Source organism: Lentzea sp. DG1S-22, from assembly GCF_036321065.1.
GTDB lineage: Bacteria > Actinomycetota > Actinomycetes > Mycobacteriales > Pseudonocardiaceae > Lentzea > Lentzea jiangxiensis.
This window is the reverse complement of record NZ_CP143276.1, coordinates 7,153,125-7,173,624: the sequence shown is the minus strand read 5'-3', so window position 1 is coordinate 7,173,624 and position 20,500 is coordinate 7,153,125. Positions and strand designations below refer to the sequence as shown.

The following is a 20,500-nucleotide window of genomic DNA, read 5'->3' as shown; positions in this document are numbered from 1 at the left end:
CACAGCCTAGGTGCCGAGCTGCTCCCGCAAGAACTCAACCGTCCGTTTCCACGCGTCGGCGCGGGCGTGCGCGGTGGCCTGCGGAGTCCCACCACCCGAGAAGGTGACGCCGGGTCCCGGGTAGGTCACCTCGGTGGCCGGCCGGTGCGGCGGACCCGCGATCAGGTGTCCTGCCTCGGGATACACGACGTGCTCGTGCGCGAACGGGTGGTCGTGGTCCTTCAGCCGCCGCAGCGCGACGTCGCTCAGCTCGGTCGACGGCCACCCGTCGTCCTGTCCGGACGAGATGAGCAACACACCTCCGGCGATCCGTTCGACTTCGATCTCGGTGTCCTCCGGGATGCCGTCCTCGGTGCTGAACGCGAGCCGTAACGGCACCGGTTCGTCGTTGACGATCCTGGCGCGCAGCTCGTCGCCGATCTCGTACGGCAGGTACGGCAGCGGCTCGCCCTTGAGCGTCCACGACGCCGCCTCGTACGAGAGCTTCTGCAGCAGGTTCGCGCCCGGTCCGATCGCCTGGGTCACGACACCGCTGCCCACGACGCTGACCACGGCCTTGACCTGGGAGTACGTCGATCCGACGAGCAACGCCAGCTCACCGCCGCGCGAGCCGCCGACCACACCGATCTCTCCGGCGCGCTCGCTCAGGTGGTCGATGGCCTTGCCGAAGTACTCGAGCGGGACGTCCACGAGGTGTTCGGGCAGCCCCGGCATGCCGAAGTAGCCCAGGGCAAGCGTGACGAACCCGTGCGCGGCCAGCAGCGCCGCGTCCGTCTCGTGCAGGCCGCCTTCCGACCCGCTGAGCACGATGACGCCCGGAAGGTCTCCTCCGTCGTCCTCAGGGGCGAACAGCGTGCCGACGAGCCCGTTCTCCCGGACCTCCTGGCGTTCGACGCCCTCGGGCACCGTCAGGCGGTCGAGAACGCGGTCCCCCACGCCCTCGACGGAGAGAACGGTCGGGCCGGGCTTGCCACCCGTGCGTTCCAGCGACCAGAACAACCCCATCGGGTCAACACCGCGATAGCTGCCCTCGGCCGGCGCGTGCCTGGTGAGGTCTACGACACCACGGTCGTCCGCGTCGAACACGGCGTGAGAAGCGCGCTCACCGGTGGAGAGCTGCACTGTGATCGTCTGGCCCGGTTTCAGGCCGACGACCTGCACCTCGACCGGCTGGTCGAGGGGCGCTGCCTGCGGATTCACCAGGATCTCGGCCACAACGCGCCCCTCCCACGTCGGATTACCCGCCTGCGAGCCGTTCTGCCCGGTCAGCGGCGGCGAGAGCGTCCACCACCGCGTCCAGGTCACCGTCGAGGACCTGGTCCAGGTTATGCGCTTTGTACCCAACGCGGTGATCGGAGATGCGCGATTCGGGGAAGTTGTAGGTCCTCACCCGTTCACTGCGGTCGACGGTGCGGATCTGCGTGCGGCGCGCGTCCGACTGCTCCTGCGCCTTCTGCTCCTCGGCGAGCGCGGCGAGCCTCGACTGCAGCACCTGCATCGCGCGGGCCTTGTTCTGCAGCTGGCTGCGCTCGTTCTGGCACGAGACGACGATGCCGGTCGGCAGGTGCGTGATGCGCACCGCGGAGTCGGTGGTGTTGACCGACTGACCGCCCTTGCCGGACGAGCGGTAGACGTCGATCCGCAGGTCCTTCTCGTCGATCTCGACCTCGGTGGTCTCCTCGGTCTCGGGGAAGACGAGGACACCCGCGGCGGAGGTGTGGATGCGCCCCTGCGACTCGGTGACGGGCACGCGCTGCACGCGGTGCACGCCGCCCTCCCACTTCAGCCGGCTCCACACGCCGTCCGGGGTGGTCGCCTTGGCCTTGATGGCCACCGTGACGTCCTTGAACCCGCCCAGGTCGGAGTCGGTGCCGTCCAGCATCTCGACCTTCCAGCCCTGACGCTCGGCGTACCGCGTGTACATGCGCAGCAGGTCCCCGGCGAACAGCGCGGACTCCTCGCCACCCTCACCGGACTTGATCTCCAGCAGCACGTCGTCGCCGTCGTGCGGGTCACGCGGCAGCAGCAGTTCGGTGAGCCGCTCCTCCAGCTTGGGGAGCTGCTGCTCGATCTGCTCGACCTCGTCCTGGAACGTCCTGTCCTCGGCCGCGAGCTCCTTGGCCGCCTCGAGGTCGTTGCGGGCCTGCTCGATCTCCCTGGCCGTCTGCACGATGGGGCCGAGCTGCGCGTACCGCTTGCCCAGCTTGCGCGCACCCGCCTGGTCAGCGTGCACGGAGGGGTCCGCGAGCTTCTTCTCGAGCTCGTCGTACTCGGCGAGCAAGCTGTCCAGCGACTGCGACACTTCTCCTGCTTTCGTCTTGAGTTGCCCCGGAAACGGCGACGGCGCCCGCCCCGGCCGTGAAGGCCGAGGTCAGGCGCCGTGAAAGCAGCTACTTGTTGCGCTTGCCGTAACGCGCCTCGAAGCGCGCCACGCGACCACCGGTGTCCAGGATGCGCTGCTTGCCCGTGTAGAACGGGTGGCAGTTCGAGCACATCTCGACGCGGACCTCGGACGCCGAGGTGGTGCTGCGGGTGGTGAAGCTGTTGCCACAGCTGCACGTCACCTCGGTGGCGGTGTACTCGGGGTGAATTCCACTCTTCAAGATCTTGTCCCTTTCAAGGATGGCCGCCGGGTCCCAGTTGGTGAACGGGTGAACCGGAGCCGGACTCGACCGATTAGTTTGCCAGACCGTTCAACACGTGCAAAAACGCGGTTGTTCCCGACGCATGCACGAGGCCTTATACGTGGTTGAAGTCACAACCGTTCAACATCCGCGATAGGCCGTTCGGCGCAAGGTGAAACCGTTCGGCTGGATACGACTCCGTGTTGTTGGTCGGCGTCCATCAGACTGTGCCGGTGTACTGCGTCGCTGAACGGCCGATAAGCCCGCTCCTGTGGCTTGCTGTGCCTTTCGCGTTCTCCGCCGCCGTGTTCGGCCTGATGGGGTCGGCAGGGCTGCTGACGGCCGCTTGGACCACAGTCCCCCTGTCACCGGTCGTGACGGGCGCCGGCGTGGCCGTGGCCGCGGCCGTCTCAGGCGGCGTGCGCTGGAAGCGCACCTGGCACCGGGCCTGGTTCCGCTGGGCCTACCTGGCGGCGTTCCTGGTGGTCGGCGTGCTGGTGGGCGCGGTGGAGGTCCCCGCGCTGGTCACCACGGTGGTGGGTGTACCGGTCCTGCTGGGCCTGGTGTTCCAGTGCCTCGTGCAGAACGACGAGAACCGGCAGACCGCCGGCTGCCGCTGACCCCCGCCACGCACGGCCGCAGCGACACCGAGGACACCTCGGCATTCGAGTGACGTCCAACGAAAAAGCCCCCGCTGACCAGCAGCGGGGGCTATTTCACGTGGAACCGGCGTCAGACGTCAGTCCTGCTCGGCACCGGGCGTCGTCTTCGCCACCTGCATCAAGAACTCGATGTTGGTGCGAGACTTCCGCAGCCGGTCCAGCAGCAGGTCGATGGCCTGCTGCCCGTCGAGCGCGTGCAGCACCCGGCGGAGCTTGTGCGTGACCGCCATCTCATCCGGCGACAGCAGCAGCTCTTCCTTGCGGGTACCGGAGGAGTCGACGTCCACGGCCGGGAACGTCCGCTTGTCCGCGATCTTCCGGTCCAGCTTGAGCTCGGCGTTGCCGGTGCCCTTGAACTCCTCGAAGATCACCGAGTCACCGGCGGAACCGGTCTCGACCAGCGCCGTCGCGATGACGGTCAGCGACCCGCCACTCTCGATGTTCCGAGCGGCTCCGAGGAACCGCTTCGGCGGGTACAGCGCCGTCGAGTCGACACCACCGGACAGGATGCGGCCGGAAGCCGGCGCCGCCAGGTTGTACGCACGACCCAGACGCGTGATCGAGTCGAGCAGCACGACCACGTCGTGACCCATCTCGACCAGGCGCTTCGCCCGCTCGATCGCGAGCTCGGAGATGGTCGTGTGGTCCGACGGCGGCCGGTCGAAGGTCGAGGCGATGACCTCGCCCTTCACCGAGCGCTGCATGTCGGTGACCTCTTCCGGGCGCTCGTCCACGAGGACGACCATCAGGTGGCACTCGGGGTTGTTCTTCGTGATCGCGTTCGCGATCGACTGCAGAACCGAGGTCTTGCCGGCCTTCGGCGGCGACACGATCAGGGCGCGCTGGCCCTTGCCGATCGGCATCACCAGGTCGATGACACGGGTGGTGAGGATGTGCGGCTCGGTCTCGAGGCGCAGCCGCTCGTTCGGGTAGAGCGGCGTCAGCTTCGTGAAGTCCGGGCGGTTGCGCGCCTCTTCCGGGTCCAGGCCGTTGATCTTGTCGACGCGGACCAGCGGGTTGAACTTCTGGCGCTGCTGCTCGCCGTCGCGCGGCTGGCGGACGGCGCCGGTGATGGCGTCGCCACGGCGCAGGCCGTACTTGCGGACCAGCGACAACGACACGTAGACGTCGTTCGAGCCCGCCAGGTAGCCGGAGGTGCGGACGAACGCGTAGTTCTCCAGCACGTCCAGGATGCCCGCGACCGGGAGCAGGACGTCGTCCTCGCGCACCTCGGTCTCGCGGTCGCCACGACCGCCACCGTCCTGGCCCTCGCCACGGCCACCGCGCCTGCGGCGGTCGCGGAAGCGGCCGCGACGGCCGCCCTCGTCGTCGCCGTCCGGCTGGCCGCCGCGGTCGTTGCGGTCGCCACGGTCGCCGCGGTCCGAACGCTCGCCGCGGTCGCGGTTGCGGTCGCGGCCGCCACGCTCGTTGCGGTCGCCGCGGTCGGAACGCTCACCACGGTCGGAACGCTCCGAGCGCTCGCCACGGTCCGGACGCTCGCCACGGTCGGAACGCTCCGGGCGCTCACCTCGGTCGGAACGCTCGGACCGCTCGCCGCGGTCGGGACGCTGCTCGGCCTGCTGCTGGCCCTCGCCCTCGGCGCCGCCACCACCGCGGCCGGAACGGCGGCGACGGTTACCGCGGCGCCCACCGTCCTCGGACGACCGGGCGTCGTCACCAGCGCCGGGCTCGGCGGCGGGCTTCTCCGCTACCTCGAGCTGCTGCTGAACAGGCTTCTCGGTGACCTTTTCGGCCTGCACCGCGGGCTTCTCGGCGGGGGCCTCGGCCTTCGCGGCGGCCTTCTCGGCCTTCGCGGGCTTCTCCGCCTTGGCGGGGGCGCCGGAGCCCTGCTTCTCCTTGATGGCCGCGATCAGGTCGCCCTTGCGCAGGCCTGCGGTTCCGGTGATGCCCATTTGGCCCGCGAGCTCTCGAAGCTCAGCGAGCACCATGCCGGACAGACCCGCGCGCCTGCGCGGCGTCGTGCCGTTCGAAGGGGTGGACAGAGCGTTCTCCTCGGCTCCAGAACCAGACGCAGCTGCGACGTCGCTGCTCAGCAAATCGGTGTTGCTCACACATGTCCTTCCTGACCAGGCCCCGCCTCCTACGCGGCCCAGCGGACCCGTCTTCCCGCTTCAACTGGGGAACGACGGTCAGTCCGATGCAGACGGAAGCACACACCGCTTCCGGCAAGCACGGGACTTTTCTCAGGTCACACGGCGATCGGGTGCCTCTTTTGCGTCTGCTCCGCCCGCACGGCACAGAGCCGGAACACAAAAGGATTGCGACCCGGAACGAGTGTCCGGGCGCGACACCGGCGCCCGTGCGCGCGGTGACTGATCGCCCCCGAGGGTAGACGCCGCTCCTCCACCATGCAACAACCGGGTCCGGGTGTGTCAGTCCAATGGACGAACGCGCACGCCGGCGGCGTCGACGTCGAGTCTGCGCACGTCGAAGCCGTGCGTGTCGACCTCGGCGGGAAGATCGCCGAAGGCGATCACGGTGGGTCCCGCTCCGGACACGCAGGCGGGAACACCGAGCTCGCGGAGATCGTTGATCACCCGAACGGTGTCCGGCCATGCGGGTTCGCGGTAGTTCTGGTGGAGTCGATCCTCAGTGGCGGCAAGGAGAACCGACGGGTCGGACGTCAGCGCGTGCACCGCGAGGGCGGCCCGTCCCGCGGCGTGCGCCGCGTCCGCGTGGGGCACCTCGGCCGGCAGCAGGCCGCGCGTGGTCTTGGTGGACGACTCCTGCGACGGGATGAGGACGACCGGGCGCACGCGCGCGTCGACGTCCATCCGGACGGCGCGGTACCGCTCGCCCTCCGACCACGCGACGGCGACACCGCCGAAGAGCGAGGCGGCGGCGTTGTCCGCGTGGCCCTCGAACTCGGCGGCGATTTGCAACGCGTCCGTGTCCAACTCGCGACCCGTCAGGGTGAACCCGGCTGCGACACCCGCCACGATCGCGGCGGCCGACGAGCCCAGTCCCCGTGCGTGCGGGATGGTGTTGCGGCACCTCAGGGCCAGTCCACCGGTGTAGCCGGTGGCGCGGACGGCCCGCACGACGAGGTGGGTCTCGTCGAGCGGGACGTCACCGGCCCCGGCACCGTCAACGGTGATCGAGAGGCCTTCGACACCTTCTCCGCCGGCCACCTCGACGTCGTCGTACATGCCGAGCGCCATGCCCAGCGCGTCGAACCCCGAACCGAGGTTCGCGGTCGACGCGGGGACGGAGACGAGGAACTTCACGCGAGCTCCAGCGCGTGCGCCACGGCGCCGGGGTCGACCGGGACCGGCTCGACCTCGGTGGTGCCGAGCAACGCGGTGTCGGGGTCCTTCAGACCGTGGCCCGTGACGGTGCACACAACGGTGGACCCCTTCGGCAGCCTGCCGTCCTCGGCGGTCTTGAGCAGACCGGCGATGGACGCGGCCGACGCGGGCTCGACGAAGATGCCCTCGGACGAGGCCAGCAGGCGGTACGCGGCGAGGATCTGCTCGTCGGTGACGGCGTCGATCAGGCCGCCCGAGGCGTCGCGGGCGGTGACGGCGCCCGTCCACGACGCCGGCGAACCGATCCGGATGGCGGTCGCGATGGTCTCCGGGTTCGGCACCGGCTGGCCGCTGACCAGCGGCGCGGCCCCCGCGGCCTGGAACCCGAACATCTTCGGCAGGCCCTGGTCGTAGGACGTGTAGCCCTTCCAGTACGCGGTGATGTTGCCCGCGTTGCCGACCGGCAGGCAGTGCACGTCCGGCGCCTGGCCGAGCACGTCGCAGACCTCCCACGCGGCGGTCTGCTGACCGACCAGGCGGACCGGGTTGACCGAGTTCACCAGCGTGACCGGGTACTCGGCGGCGGTCTTCGACGCGAGCTCCAGGCAGTCGTCGAAGTTGCCGTCGATCTGCAGGATCTTCGCGCCGTGCATGACGGCCTGCGCGAGCTTGCCCATGGCGATCTTGCCGCTGGGCACCAGCACGGCCGCCGTCAGCCCCGCCTTGGCCGCGTAGGCCGCGGCGGAGGCGGAGGTGTTGCCGGTGGAGGCGCAGATCACGGCCTTGAGGCCGGACGCGAGCGCGTACGTCATCGCCACGGTCATGCCGCGGTCCTTGAACGAACCGGTCGGGTTCGCGCCCTCGACCTTGACGAAGACCTCGCAGCCGGTGGCCGCGGAGAGGCGCTTGGCGTGCACCAGCGGCGTGCCGCCCTCGTGCAGCGTCACGACCTCGGCGCCCTCGGGAATCTCGATGCGGTCCCGGTAGGCGTTGATGAGCCCTGGCCAGCCCGCTCTTGAGGCGTTCACTCTTCGCCCTCCACCCTCATGACGCTGACGACGTCCCGCACCACGGGGAGGCCACCGATTTTGTCCACAGTGGACCGCAGCGCGGCGTCGGTCGCCGCGTGCGTGACGATCACCAGGCTGGCGTCCTCGACGCGGCCCTCCTGGCGCACCGCGGCGATGCTCACGTCGTGCTCGGCGAACACGGCGGCGACCTGCGAGAGGACACCCGCCTTGTCCGCGACGTCGAGGCTGATGTGGTAGCGCGTGGGCGTGTTGCCCATCGGCTGCGCGGGCAGCGCGGCGTAGGCCGACTCGCGCGGACCACGTCCGCTCGCGACCATGTTGCGCGCCACGGCGACCAGGTCGCCGACGACCGCGCTCGCCGTGGGGGCGCCACCGGCACCCTGCCCGTAGAACATCATCTCCCCCGCCGCGTCGGCTTCGACGAACACCGCGTTGAACGCACCGTTGACGCTCGCCAGCGGATGCGTCCTGGGGATCATGGCCGGGTGGACTCGAACGGCGACTGATTCCTGGCCGGACGGGCTGACCGCGCGCTCGCAGATCGCGAGCAGCTTGACCGTGCGGCCGAGGCCCTTGGCGGCCGCGATGTCCGCCGCCGACACCGCGCGGATGCCCTCGCGGTAGACGTCCGACGCCGTCACGCGCGTGTGGAACGCAAGGGAGGCAAGGATCGCGGCCTTCGACGCGGCGTCGAACCCGTCGACGTCCGCGGTCGGGTCGGCCTCGGCGTAACCGAGGCGCGAGGCCTCCTCGAGCGTCTCGGCGTAGCCCGCGCCCGTGGCGTCCATCGCCGACAGGATGAAGTTGGTCGTGCCGTTCACGATGCCCATGACGCGCGTGATCCGGTCTCCCGCGAGGGATTCCCGCAACGGGCGCAGCAACGGGATCGCGCCGGCGACGGCGGCCTCGAAGTACAGGTCCGCGCCGGACGCGTCGGCCGCCTCGAACAGGTCGGACCCGTGCTCGGCCAGCAGCGCCTTGTTCGCGGTCACCACGGACTTGCCGCGGCGCAGCGCCTCCAGCAGCAACCCGCGCGTGGGGTCGATGCCGCCGATGACCTCGACGACCACGTCGACGTCGTCCGACTTCACGAGCGCCTCGGCGTCCGCGGTCAGCAGGTGCTCCGGCACCTCGCGGTGCTTGTTCGGCCTGCGCACGGCGATGCCGGCGAGCTCCACCTGCGCGCCGATGCGCTGGGTGAGGTCCTCTGCCTGGTCCGTCAGCAGCCGGACTACCTCCGTGCCCACCGTGCCACACCCCAGCAAGGCGACCCGAATCGGTTTCACGGCTTTCATACCTCCAGACGGAACAGGTCGTCCTCGGTCTCGCGGCGCAGCAGCAGCCGCGCCTCTCCGTCGGTCACCGCGGCGAGCGCGGGCCGTGGAAGTCGGTTGTACCCGCTCGCCATCGAGTAGCAGTAGGCCCCTGTGGCAGCGATCGCAACGAGGTCGCCCGGCGCCAGGTCGTCGGGCAGCCAGCAGTCGCGAACGACGATGTCACCGGACTCGCAGTGCTTGCCCACCACACGACACAGCACGGCCCTCGACTCGGGCTCGGACGCGCGCGAGACCAGCTTGCAGTCGTAGACCGCGTCGTACAGGGCGGTGCGGATGTTGTCGCTCATGCCGCCGTCGACGCTGACGTACCGGCGCCGCGCGCCACCGTCGAGCTCGATGTCCTTGATCGTGCCGACCTCGTACACGGTGACGGTGCCGGGGCCCACGATCGCGCGGCCGGGCTCGACCGCGATCCGAGGCATCTCCAGGCCGTTGTGCTCGCACTCCTTCTGCACGATGTTGTGCAGCTGCCGCGCGAGCTCGGCCGGCGGGGGCGGGTCGTCGTCCGGCGTGTACGCGATGCCGAGACCGCCGCCGAGGTCGACGACGTTCAGCGACGGGACGTCGCCGTGCTCCTCCCGGACGGCCGCGAGCAGGCCGATGACGCGGCGGGCCGCGACCTCGAAGCCGGACGCGTCGAAGATCTGCGAGCCGATGTGGCTGTGCAGGCCGACGAGCTCCAGGCCGCTCGCCTTGAGCACCCGGCGCACGGCCTCGGCCGCGTCACCGGAGGACAGCGAGAAGCCGAACTTCTGGTCCTCGTGCGCGGTCGCGATGAACTCGTGCGTGTGGGCCTCGACGCCGACCGTCACGCGGATCAGCACCGGCTGCACCACACCGCGTTCGCGCGCGATCTGGTCGAGGCGCGCGATCTCGTAGTACGAGTCGACGACGATCCCGCCGACGCCCGCCTCGACGGCCGCGACGAGTTCGGGAACGCTCTTGTTGTTGCCGTGCAACGCGATGCGCTCGGGCGGGAAGTCCGCGCGCAACGCGACGGCGAGCTCGCCGCCGCTGCAGACGTCGATGGAGAGGCCCTCTTCGGCCACCCACTTCGCGACCTGCACGCTCAGGAACGCCTTGGAGGCGTAGTGCACGAGCGTCGGGTCGCCGAACGCCTCGGCGTGCTCGCGGCACCGCGCGCGGAAGTCCTGCTCGTCCATGACGAACAACGGGGTGCCGTACTGCTCGGCGAGCTCGCGCACGTCCACGCCCGCCAGCTCCACGACGCCGGCGTCGTTGCGCCGTGCGTTGCGCGGCCACACGTTCGGGTGGAGGTGGTCGAGCTGGTCGGTGGCGGTGGGGCGGTCACCGGCGGTGTTGCCGGGGACCACGACGTCGGCGTGCCGGGGTCCGGCCGGGTGCGCGCGCATCACATGCGCTCCGGGGCGGTCACGCCGAGCAGGCGCAGGCCCGCGGCGAACACGCGCCTTGTCGCGTTGACGAGCTGAAGCCTGACCTGGTGCAACGGAGTCGTCTCCTCATCGCCGCGGGGGAGGACGCGGCAGTCCTGCTGGAAGCGGTGGTACGTGCCCGCGAGCTCCTCGAGGAAGCGGGCGACGCGGTGCGGTTCGCGCAGCTCGGCGGCGGTGGCCACCACTCGCGGGAACTCGCCGATGGTGCGGATGAGGTCGCCCTCGCGCTCGTGGGTGAGCAGCGCGAAGTCCTCACCTGGGGTGATGCCGAGATCAGCGGCGTTGCGCAGGATCGACGACGTGCGCGCGTGCGCGTATTGCACGTAGTAGACCGGGTTCTCGTTGCTGTGTTTGCGCAGCAGGTCGAGGTCGATGTCGAGGCCGGAGTCGACGGACGACCGGATCATGGCGTAGCGGGCGGCGTCGACCCCGACCGCGTCGACCAGGTCCTCCATCGTGATGACGGTGCCGGCGCGCTTGCTCATCCGCACCGGCTGGCCCTCGCTGACGAGGTTGACCAGCTGTCCGATGAGCACCTCGACGCTGTCCGGGTCATCGCCCAGGGCGGCCGCCGCGGCCTTGAGGCGCGCGATGTAGCCGTGGTGGTCCGCGCCGAGCATGTAGATGCACAGGTCGAAGCCGCGGCCGCGCTTGTCGACGAGGTAGGCGATGTCGCCCGCGATGTAGGCGGGGGCACCGTCGCTCTTGATGACGACGCGGTCCTTGTCGTCACCGAAGTCGGTGGACCGCAGCCACCAGGCGCCGTCCTTCTCGTAGAGCGAGCCGTTGGCCTTGAGCTTCGCGACGGCCTCGTCCACGCGGCCGCTCTCGTGCAGCGAGTCCTCGTGGAAGTAGACGTCGAAGTCGGTGCCGAACTCGTGGAGGCTGCGCTTGATCTCCTCGAACATGAGCCCGACGCCGATCCGGCGCACCGTCTCGGGGTCGCCGAGGGCGCCCGGTTCGCGGCGCAGCACCTCGGCCGCGATGTCGCTCACGTACGTGCCCGCGTAGCCGTCCTCGGGAGCCGGTTCGCCCTTGGCGGCGGCGATCAGCGACCGGACGAACCTGTCGATCTGCGCGCCGGCGTCGTTGAAGTAGTACTCGCGGGTGACCTCGGCGCCGCGGGCCCGCAGGACCTCGCCGAGCGCGTCGCCGACGGCCGCCCAGCGCGCGCCGCCGAGGTGGATGGGGCCGGTCGGGTTCGCCGAGACGAACTCCAGGTTGATCCGCTTGCCGGCGAGCTCGGTGCCGGTGCCGTAGCCGTCCTCGAGCGCCGCACGGACGATCGCTCCCTGCGCCCCGGTGGCGAGGGTGAGGTTCAGGAAGCCGGGACCGGCGACGTCCGCCTTCGCGATGGCGGCCTCGGTCAGCAGGGCCTCGGCCAGCCACGTCGCGAACTCGCGGGGCTGGGCGCCGACCTTCTTGGCGAGCTGGAGCGCGACGTTGGTGGCGTAGTCGCCGTGCTCGGGATTTCTGGGTCGCTCGACCGTCACCCGCTCGGGTGCAGCGGCAGGGTCCAGACGTCGGTCGGCCAGCAACCGGGCAACCGTGGTCCGGACCAGATCGGCGAGCGCTTCTGGGGTCACGCCAGAAGAGTTTAGAGAAGCGTTGTCGCAGGTCTCGACCGGGTTACCGGGTCTCGGAGGGTGAGACGGCAAGTGTTAACGCGCACGTGGTATCGCCCTGCGCTGACAGCGATCCGACACGGAGTCCCTACACTGGCGCCGGTTGACCAGGACGACATCTGAGGCGGACATGACCAGCGGCAAGAAGACGAAGGCCACACGCAACAGCGTGGCCGCAGCCCGTTCCTCGGTGGTGGCGAGCAAGCCCAAGCCGTGGGGCACGATCATCGCGGTGATCGCAGTGCTCGGCCTCGCGGGCGGCGTTTTCGGGTATGCGTACTCGCAGATCCACGCGAACAACGTCAAAGAGGCCGCCCTGGCCAAGTGGAAGCCCTCCGACACGAACAAGGACCCGTCGACGCAGCTCGCGGGCATCGTGATCAAGGACTACAAGGGCTCCCGCCACGTCGAGCCGACCCAGCGCGTCGCCTACGACCAGACCCCCGCGTTCGGCGGCCCGCACGACGCCCAGTGGGCCGACTGCACCGGCGTGGTCTACGACAAGGCCGTCCGCACCGAGAACATGGTCCACGGCCTCGAGCACGGCGCCGTCTGGATCGCGTACAACCCGGACCAGGTCAAGGACGACGCGCTCGCCAAGCTCAAGGCCAAGGTCGAGGGCATCCCGTACATGATGCTGTCGCCGTTCCCCGGCCTCGACAAGCCGATCTCCCTGCAGTCCTGGGGCCACCAGCTGAAGGTCGAGAACGCCGACGACGAGCGCATCGACCAGTTCATCTCCTCGCTGCTGCGCAACGCGAACACCTACCCCGAGGTCGGCGCGTCCTGCGAGAACTCGCAGTTCCTCGCCAACCCGGCCCCGTTCGTGGCCGAGAAGCCGGGCGCCGACGCCGTGCCGATGGACGGCGGCAAGGACGACTCGCAGACCGAGGGCCAGCCCCAGCAGAACCCCAGCACGCCCCCGTCGGGCACCGCCTCGACGCCGCCGTCGAGCTGACATGACCTCTGACGAGACCACGTCCGGGCGCCCCGCCTCCGGGGTCGCCCGGACCCTCGTGATCAGCGCCGCCGTCCTCGCCGTGCTCCTGCTCGGCGCGGCGGTCGGCCTGCTCGTCAAGCTCCCCGGCTCCACCGGCAACTCCGCGGCCCCGGCCTCCGGCTCCGTGGACGTCGGCTTCTGCCAGGACATGGCCATGCACCACCTGCAGGGCATCCAGATGGCCAACATCGCCAGGGACCGCTCCGCGGACCCGGAGATCCGCCAGCTCGCCTTCGACATCGCCTCCACCCAGCTCGAACAGGTGGGCAGGATGAAGGGCTGGCTGATGATGTGGAACGAACACGAGCAGAACATCAGCGGCGTCTACATGAAGTGGATGGACGCGGCGGGCATCCACGGCCACGGCGCCACCACCGCGGAAGCCGGCAAGCCGGTCATGCCCGGCATGGCCACCACCGAGGAGCTCACCAAGCTGCGCACGGTCGCGGCGGGCCGGGACTTCGACGTGTACTGGCTCCAGCTGATGCTGCGCCACCACATGGGCGGCGCCCCGATGGCCGAGTACGCCTCGGCCACCGCGGGCCTGCCGTTCGTGAAGACGCTGGCCGACAACATGCTGAAGTCGCAGTCGGCCGAGACCGACCTGATGAAGGACTACCTGGCGAAGCGCGGAGCCGCCCCGCTGCCGTAGCCCGGTACCGCCGATCAACCGCGAGGGCCGTCCCCGGAAGGCAGGGGGCGGCCCTTTCGCTTGCCCCAAGTCCCGCACGCACCCCAGCGCACCTGGACAACCGCCTACCCCCGAGTAACGTAGGTCACACCCCTACTCGGAGGTAACCATGACCGTCGACGAGCGCGCGGCCAGGAAGGTCGCCGAACAAGCACGGGAAACCCGCTGGCAGCGCCCCAGCTTCGGCAAGGAGCTCTTCCTGGGCCACTTCCGCCTCGACCTCATCCACCCCCATCCGAGTGGCACGGCCGAGGACAGGGCCCGCGGCGAGGCGTTCCTCGACAAGCTCCGCAAGTTCACCGAAGAGCACATCGACAACACGGTCATCGAACGCGACGCCCAGATCCCGGACGACGTCCTGAAGGGCCTCAAGGACCTCGGCGCGTTCGGCATGAAGATCAAGCCGGAGTACGGCGGCATCGGCCTGACCCAGGTCTACTACAACAAGGCGCTCATGCTCCTCGGCAGCGCCAACCCGGCCGTCGGCGCGATGCTCAGCGCCCACCAGTCGATCGGCGTGCCCCAGCCCGTCGCCATGTTCGGCAGCCCCGAGCAGAAGCAGGAGTTCCTGCCGAGGTGCGCCAAGGGCGAGATCACCGCCTTCCTCCTCACGGAACCGGACGTCGGCAGCGACCCGGCCCGGCTGGGCACCACCGCGACGGAGGACGGCGACGACTACGTCCTCAACGGCGTGAAGCTCTGGACGACCAACGGCGTGGTGGCCGACCTCCTGGTCGTCATGGCCCAAGTCCCGGGCAAGGGCATCACGGCGTTCGTCGTGGAAGCCGGCGCCGAGGGCATCACCGTCGAGAACCGCAACGCGTTCATGGGCCTGCGAGGTCTGGAGAACGGCGTCACGAGGTTCCACGACGTCCGCGTGCCGAAGAAGAACGTCATCGGCAAGGAGGGCGCCGGCCTCAAGATCGCCCTCGCCACCCTCAACACCGGCCGGCTCAGCCTGCCCGCCCTCTGCGCGGGAAGTGCCAAGTGGTGCCTCAAGATCGCGCGGGAGTGGTCGGGCGAGCGCGTCCAGTGGGGGCTGCCGGTCGGCAGGCACGAGGCCATCGCGGGCAAGATCGCCTACATCGCCGCGACGGCGTACGCGCTGGAGGCCGTGCTGGACCTCAGCTCCGAGCTCGCCGACGCCGGCAGCCACGACATCCGCATCGAGGCCGCGCTGGCCAAGCTCTACGCGTCGGAGAAGGCGTGGCTCGTCGCCGACGAGCTCGTCCAGGTCCGCGGCGGGCGCGGGTACGAGACGGCGGAGAGCCAGGCCGCGCGCGGGGAACGCGGCGTCGCGGCCGAGCAGGTCCTGCGCGACCTGCGGATCAACCGCATCTTCGAGGGCTCGACCGAGATCATGCACCTGCTGATCGCGCGCGAGGCCGTCGACGCGCACCTCAGCGTCGCGGGCGACATCATCGACCCGGACGCCGACCGCCAGGCGAAGCTGAGGGCGGCGGCGAAGGCCGGCGGGTTCTACGCGAAGTGGTTCCCGACGCTGGTCGTCGGCAAGGGCCAGACGCCGGTGGGCTACACCGAGTTCGGGTCGCTCGCCAAGCACCTGCGGTTCGTCGAGCGGTCGGCGCGCAAGCTGGCGCGGCAGACGTTCTACGCCATGTCGCGGTGGCAGGGGAAGATGGAGCGCAAGCAGCGGTTCCTGAGCCGGATCGTGGACATCGGCGCCGAGCTGTTCGCCATCAGCGCCGCGTGCGTGCGGGCGGCGCAGGACCGGAACCCGAACTCGCAGGCGCTGGCGGACGCGTTCGCCAAGCAGGCGCGGATCCGGGTGGACGAGCTGTTCGAGAAGCTCTGGAAGAACACCGACGACAGCGACCAGGTGCTGGCCGAGCAGGTCCTCGGCGGCGCGTACACGTGGCTCGAGGACGGCATCGTCGACGTGTCCACCCCGGGGCGGTGGATCGCGGACTCGGCCCACCGCGAGTCGACGGCGGAGAACGTCCACCGGCGGACACCGCGCTGACCCCCCGTTGCTGCACTGGGCAGGCTGATGGTGCGGGCGCGGCACCTGCCCAGTGCACGGCCGGTAGGGGGCTACGTCCCCCGCATCCCCCTACCGACTCCCCTTGCAACGGAAGGACACAACCCTCCAGGTGGAGGTTCCGGTAACGCTAAGCCACAAAACACCGTTAACAGTTACGACAATTGAGTGAATTACCAGGTGAGAGCTGGTCAACTACTCTCAGAGAGTAACTTCGAAGACCATTTCGTGCGCTGTCGAGATGGCTTCGCAGGGCACGCACCGAGGTCTGTCGGCCCGCACTTTCGCGAAATGTCCACAATGGACATCGCTGAGCAAGCTGCCCGTACCCTGCCGACCGCGGCTGCGCTCGTCCACCCGGGCCACCACGGCTTCGCCGATGCCCGCCGGTGCACCCAGCCGGCGGCTTGCGGCCGGTCGCCGGCGAGCCCGGCTTCCTCGACGGGCAACTGTGGAGAGGACAGGTTGACGGACAGATCACGTCCACTCCCTTGACAACGATGTCACGTGCAGAAACGCTCCCACCCACATGGGGCAGGCGGGCGGAAGGGTTGCAATGAGGCACCTGCGCAAGAGACGAACTACAACCCTGTTGAGCGTCGCGATCACTGCGACACTGGTGTGTGGCGTCACCAACGGCTATGCGGCCGCCGCACCAGAGGAGCCAGGAGTGGGTTTTTCGTCGTCCTTTGAGGACGGTCAACCTCAGCCGTCGTGGTCGAACACCGTCGAGACCGACGCGGCGGGCGCGCCGAAGGCCGCGGGAGTGATCGGCTCGGACGGCTCGGGCATCCCGGGCAACGTCTCCGACAAGGTCGTCGAGGTGAGGGCCAACGGCGAGTACGCGGAGTCGGGCGAGGTCAAGGAGAACCTCGTCGACGGCAGCGTCAACACCAAGTGGCTGGTCTTCGCCACCACCGGCTGGGCGACGTTCAAGTTCGACGAAGCCAGGACGATCAGGAAGTACGCGCTCTCGTCGGCCAACGACTCCCCCGAGCGCGACCCGAAGAACTGGACCCTGCAGGGTTCGGCGAACGGCACCGACTGGACCGTGATCGACACCCGCACCGGTGAGACGTTCGCCGAGCGCTTCCAGACCAAGGCGTACGACATCGCGTCGCCGCAGTCGTTCCTGCACTACAAGCTCGACATCACGCTGAACAACGGTTCCACGAACATCGTGCAGCTCGCCGAGGTGCAGCTGTCCGACGGTTCGACGAACCCGCCCGCACCGAACATGCGCAGCGTCACGGGCACCGGCCCGACGGGCGGCTACACGTCCAAGTCGCGCGTCGGCTGGACGGGCGTGAAGTCGTTCCGCACGCAGGGCCGCCACACGACCGAGGGGCGCGCGTACAGCTACAACAAGGTCTTCGACGTCGACATCCCCGTCGGTGCGAAGACCGAGCTGTCGTACATGATCTTCCCGGAGTTCGTGACCGACAACCTGGACTACCCGAGCACGTACTCGGCGGTGGACCTCGCGTTCTCCGACGGCACGTACCTGAGCGACCTCAAGGCCGTCGACCAGCACGGCGCCGTGCTGTCGCCGCAGGGCCAGGGCGCGGGCAAGTTCCTCTACGCCAACCAGTGGAACAGGGTGGCGTCGACGATCGGCGCCGTCGCGGCCGGCAAGACGGTCAAGCGGGTCCTGGTCGCCTACGACGGCCCGAAGGGCCCGACGGACTTCGCCGCCTGGTACGACGACATCCGCATCGGCGACGTCGTCACCAAGCAGTACGCGAAGCCTTCCGACTACGTGCTCACCACGCGCGGCACCAACTCGAACGGCTCGTTCTCGCGGGGCAACAACTTCCCGGCGACCGCGGTGCCGCACGGCTTCAACTTCTGGTCCCCGATGACCAACGCGGGTTCGCAGAGCTGGCTGTACGAGTACCAGCAGCGCAACAACGCGCAGAACCTGCCGACGCTGCAGGCGTTCACCACCTCCCACGAGCCCAGCCCGTGGATGGGTGACCGCCAGACGTTCCAGGTCATGCCGTCGGACAAGGCGCCGACCCAGGACCGCGCGCTGCGCGCACTGCCGTTCAAGCACGACAACGAGGTCGCGAAGGCGCACTACTACGGCGTGACCTTCGAGAACGGCATGAAGACCGAGATCGCGCCGACCGACCACGCGGCGGTCTTCCGGTTCACGTTCGCCGACCAGGGCCAGAAGAACCTCGTCTTCGACAACGTGAACAACTCCGGTGGTCTCACCCTCGACGCCTCCAACGGCGTAGTGACGGGCTACTCGGACGTCAAGAGCGGCCTGTCCACGGGCGCGACCCGCCTGTTCGTCTACGGCAAGGTCGACAAGGCGGTCACGGCGAGCGGCAAGCTCACCGGCATGGGCCGCGACAACGTGGGCGGCTACTTCTCGTTCGGCGACAAGACCGTCGAGCTGCGCATCGCCACGTCGCTGATCTCCGTGGACCAGGCGAAGTCGAACCTGGAGCAGGAGGTCCGCGGGTCGGACACGTTCGAGTCGGTGCGCGACCGCGCGCAGGCCGCGTGGGACGAGATCCTCGGCATCATCTCCGTCGAGGGCGCGTCCGAGGACCAGCTGATCACGCTGTACTCCAACCTGTACCGCCTCTACCTCTACCCGAACTCGGGCTTCGAGAACGTCGGCGGCAAGTCCCAGTACGCGTCCCCGGTGTCGCCCGCGGTCGGTGAGAACACGCCGACGCGGACCGGCGCCAAGATCGTGGACGGCAAGGTCTACGTCAACAACGGGTTCTGGGACACCTACCGCACGACCTGGCCCGCCTACAGCCTCTTCACGCCGTCCAAGGCGGGCGAGATGGCCGAGGGCTTCGTCCAGCAGTACAAGGACGGCGGCTGGATCTCGCGCTGGTCCTCCCCCGGTTACGCGGACCTGATGACCGGCACGAGCTCCGACGTGGCGTTCGCGGACGCCTACCTCAAGGGCGTGTCGAACTTCGACGTCAAGGCCGCCTACGACGCCGCGGTGAAGAACGCGTCCGTCGTGCCGCCGAGCAACAACGTCGGCCGCAAGGGCATGGACCGGTCGATCTTCCTCGGCTGGACCGGCAACGACCAGCTGCACGAGGCGTGGTCGTGGGCGATCGAGGGCTACCTCAACGACTTCGGCATCGCGTCGATGGCGAAGGCGCTGCACGAGAAGACGGGTGAGAAGCGGTACGCCGAGGAGCACGAGTACTTCCTCAACCGCGCCCAGAACTACGTGCTGACGTTCGACAAGCGGATCGACTTCTTCCAGGGCCGCAACGTCGACGGGTCGTGGCGCGTCGAGGACCCGGCGAAGTACAACCCGCAGGACTGGCGCTACGACTACACCGAGACGAACGGCTGGAACATGGCGTTCACGGTGCCGCACGACGGGCAGGGTCTCGCGAACCTGTACGGCGGGCGGGAGAAGCTGGCGCAGAAGCTCGACTCGTTCTTCACCCTGCCCGAGACCGCGAAGTTCCCCGGCGGCTACGGCGGCGTGATCCACGAGATGATCGAAGCGCGGGACGTGCGGATGGGCCAGTACGGCCACTCCAACCAGCCGTCGCACCACATCGCCTACATGTACAACTACGCCGGCAAGCCCGCGCGGACGGCGGAGAAGGTGCGGGAGATCCTGTCGCGCCTGTACGTCGGCTCGCAGGAGGGCCAGGGCTACGCGGGCGACGAGGACAACGGCGAGATGTCGGCCTGGCACCTGTTCTCGTCGCTGGGCTTCTACCCGCTGCAGATGGGCAAGCCGGCCTACGCGATCGGTTCGCCGCTGTTCACCAAGGCGACCGTGAAGCTCGAGAACGGCAAGAAGCTCGTCATCAACGCGCCGAAGAACAGCGCGAAGAACATCTACGTGCAGGGCGTGAAGGTCAACGGCAAGGCGTGGAACAAGACCTCGCTGCCGCACGACGTGCTCGCGGCCGGTGCCACGATCGACTTCGACATGGGCCCGAACCCCTCCGCGTGGGGCACCGGCGTGAACGACGTGCCGGACTCGATCACCCGGGGCGACGCGGTCCCGACGCCGCTGCGCGACGTGGCCGCGGGTGTGTCCACCTCTGCTCTGGTGGACAACAACTCCTCCACCTCCGCGGTGGTCCGCTCGTTCGACTTCAAGGCGGCGGACCCCAAGGAGAAGGCGGAGTTCTACACGCTCACGAACGCCCGCACGGGCACCTCGCCGTCGGCCTGGGAGCTGAAGGGCTCCTACGACGGCAAGACGTGGGCAACGGTCGACAAGCGCTCCGGCGAGACCTTCCAGTGGCAGCAGTACACCCGGTCGTTCAAGATCGCCTCGCCGGGTCGCTACACCTCCTACCGCCTGGAGTTCTCCGGCGACGTCGCACTCGCCGAGTTCGAGCTGCTGTCGAAGCCGCTGCCGGCCGCCACCACCACGGTGACCGGCACGGTCAACGGCCCGCTGCAGGTCAAGGGTGTGACCTATGTGGACGGTGCGACGATCAGCGGTCCGGTGACGGTTGCCCGCGGCGCCGCGCTGTACGTCTTCGGCGGCGAGGTCAAGGGCCCGATCTCGGCGTCGGACGCGGGTTCCGTGGTGCTCGTAGGCACCCGCGTGTCCGGTCCGGTGACGGTCCACGGCTCGGCCACCGAGGTGGCGGTCGAGAACACCTCGGTCAGCGGCCCCGTGTCGCTGACGTCGAACAAGACCAGGTCGGTCGTGGCGTTCTCCACCGTCGGCGGTCCGTTGTCCTGCACCGGCAACGACCCGGAGCCGTCGAACAACGGCTTCGCGAACGACGTGAAGGGTCCGAAGGCAGGACAGTGCGCTGGGCTGTAGTGCGTAGTCGCCCGTCGCGCTGACGGGGAAGGCCGCGTTCCGTCACGGAACGCGG

At 69.2% G+C, this 20,500-nt stretch carries 14 protein-coding genes; 5 read left to right on the top strand and 9 right to left on the bottom strand.

Annotated elements, in window-relative coordinates:
• Positions 1–6: 6 nt before the first annotated feature.
• The 3 genes from V1227_RS33990 to rpmE all read right to left on the bottom strand — a co-directional run bounded on the left by V1227_RS33990 (position 7) and on the right by rpmE (position 2,603).
• A complete protein-coding gene (locus V1227_RS33990; protein ID WP_329789313.1) occupies positions 7–1,305 on the bottom strand; it encodes an acyl-CoA thioesterase/bile acid-CoA:amino acid N-acyltransferase family protein in 1,299 nt (432 codons plus the stop codon).
• On the bottom strand, positions 1,238–2,302 hold the full coding sequence (prfA, locus tag V1227_RS33985; protein WP_329789312.1) for a peptide chain release factor 1: 1,065 nt from the start codon (positions 2,300–2,302) through the stop codon (positions 1,238–1,240). Before prfA ends, V1227_RS33990 begins: the two co-directional genes overlap by 68 nt.
• Positions 2,303–2,390: 88 nt before the next feature.
• Positions 2,391–2,603 carry a 50S ribosomal protein L31 gene (gene rpmE / locus V1227_RS33980; RefSeq protein WP_090095185.1) on the bottom strand — a complete coding sequence of 71 codons (213 nt, stop codon included), beginning with the start codon at positions 2,601–2,603 and terminating at the stop codon, positions 2,391–2,393.
• Between the two features lie 302 nt (positions 2,604–2,905).
• On the opposite strand from rpmE, the gene V1227_RS33975 reads away from it, so the two are divergent.
• Entirely contained in the window at positions 2,906–3,244 is a 339-nt protein-coding gene (locus V1227_RS33975) for a hypothetical protein (protein ID WP_329789311.1), read from the top strand.
• 119 nt (positions 3,245–3,363) lie between these two features.
• On the opposite strand, the gene rho is transcribed toward V1227_RS33975, so the two are convergent.
• From rho to argS, 6 genes are all read right to left on the bottom strand, one after another.
• The gene (gene rho / locus V1227_RS33970) at positions 3,364–5,358 is read right to left on the bottom strand and encodes a transcription termination factor Rho (RefSeq protein ID WP_329789310.1); all 1,995 of its coding nucleotides are present in this window, start codon (positions 5,356–5,358) and stop codon (positions 3,364–3,366) included.
• A gap of 321 nt (positions 5,359–5,679) precedes the next feature.
• Entirely contained in the window at positions 5,680–6,534 is an 855-nt protein-coding gene (gene thrB, locus V1227_RS33965) for a homoserine kinase (protein WP_329789309.1), read from the bottom strand.
• The gene (thrC, locus tag V1227_RS33960; protein ID WP_329789308.1) at positions 6,531–7,583 is read right to left on the bottom strand and encodes a threonine synthase; all 1,053 of its coding nucleotides are present in this window, start codon (positions 7,581–7,583) and stop codon (positions 6,531–6,533) included. The genes thrB and thrC overlap by 4 nt, the downstream gene beginning before the upstream one ends.
• The gene (locus V1227_RS33955) at positions 7,580–8,881 is read right to left on the bottom strand and encodes a homoserine dehydrogenase (RefSeq protein ID WP_329789307.1); all 1,302 of its coding nucleotides are present in this window, start codon (positions 8,879–8,881) and stop codon (positions 7,580–7,582) included. Before V1227_RS33955 ends, thrC begins: the two co-directional genes overlap by 4 nt.
• Positions 8,878–10,296: a diaminopimelate decarboxylase gene (gene lysA, locus V1227_RS33950; protein ID WP_329789306.1), complete on the bottom strand. Its 1,419-nt coding sequence runs from the start codon at positions 10,294–10,296 to the stop codon at positions 8,878–8,880. The genes V1227_RS33955 and lysA overlap by 4 nt, the downstream gene beginning before the upstream one ends.
• Positions 10,296–11,924, bottom strand: coding sequence for an arginine--tRNA ligase (gene argS / locus V1227_RS33945; RefSeq protein ID WP_329789305.1), 1,629 nt, complete (start codon positions 11,922–11,924; stop codon positions 10,296–10,298). Before argS ends, lysA begins: the two co-directional genes overlap by 1 nt.
• A 169-nt stretch (positions 11,925–12,093) precedes the next feature.
• Between argS and V1227_RS33940 the strand changes: the two genes are divergently transcribed.
• From V1227_RS33940 to V1227_RS33925, 4 genes are all read left to right on the top strand, one after another.
• Positions 12,094–12,921 (top strand): DUF3105 domain-containing protein, encoded by an 828-nt coding sequence (locus V1227_RS33940; protein WP_329794174.1) that lies wholly within the window; start codon positions 12,094–12,096, stop codon positions 12,919–12,921.
• A 1-nt stretch (position 12,922) separates the two neighbouring features.
• On the top strand, positions 12,923–13,615 hold the full coding sequence (locus V1227_RS33935) for a DUF305 domain-containing protein (protein ID WP_329789304.1): 693 nt from the start codon (positions 12,923–12,925) through the stop codon (positions 13,613–13,615).
• A 148-nt stretch (positions 13,616–13,763) separates the two neighbouring features.
• Positions 13,764–15,638: an acyl-CoA dehydrogenase family protein gene (locus tag V1227_RS33930; RefSeq protein ID WP_329789303.1), complete on the top strand. Its 1,875-nt coding sequence runs from the start codon at positions 13,764–13,766 to the stop codon at positions 15,636–15,638.
• A 574-nt stretch (positions 15,639–16,212) separates the two neighbouring features.
• Positions 16,213–20,445: a GH92 family glycosyl hydrolase gene (locus tag V1227_RS33925; RefSeq protein WP_329789302.1), complete on the top strand. Its 4,233-nt coding sequence runs from the start codon at positions 16,213–16,215 to the stop codon at positions 20,443–20,445.
• Positions 20,446–20,500 lie beyond the last annotated feature (55 nt).

What these genes read in the sequence shown, in the direction of transcription:
- V1227_RS33955 (WP_329789307.1), bottom strand. Translation starts at nt 8,881, where the DNA reads ATGAAAGCCGTGAAACCGATTCGGGTCGCCTTGCTGGGGTGTGGCACG.
- lysA (WP_329789306.1), bottom strand. Translation starts at nt 10,296, where the DNA reads ATGCGCGCGCACCCGGCCGGACCCCGGCACGCCGACGTCGTGGTCCCC.
- V1227_RS33940 (WP_329794174.1), top strand. Translation starts at nt 12,094, where the DNA reads ATGACCAGCGGCAAGAAGACGAAGGCCACACGCAACAGCGTGGCCGCA.
- V1227_RS33935 (WP_329789304.1), top strand. Translation starts at nt 12,923, where the DNA reads ATGACCTCTGACGAGACCACGTCCGGGCGCCCCGCCTCCGGGGTCGCC.
- V1227_RS33930 (WP_329789303.1), top strand. Translation starts at nt 13,764, where the DNA reads ATGACCGTCGACGAGCGCGCGGCCAGGAAGGTCGCCGAACAAGCACGG.
- V1227_RS33925 (WP_329789302.1), top strand. Translation starts at nt 16,213, where the DNA reads ATGAGGCACCTGCGCAAGAGACGAACTACAACCCTGTTGAGCGTCGCG.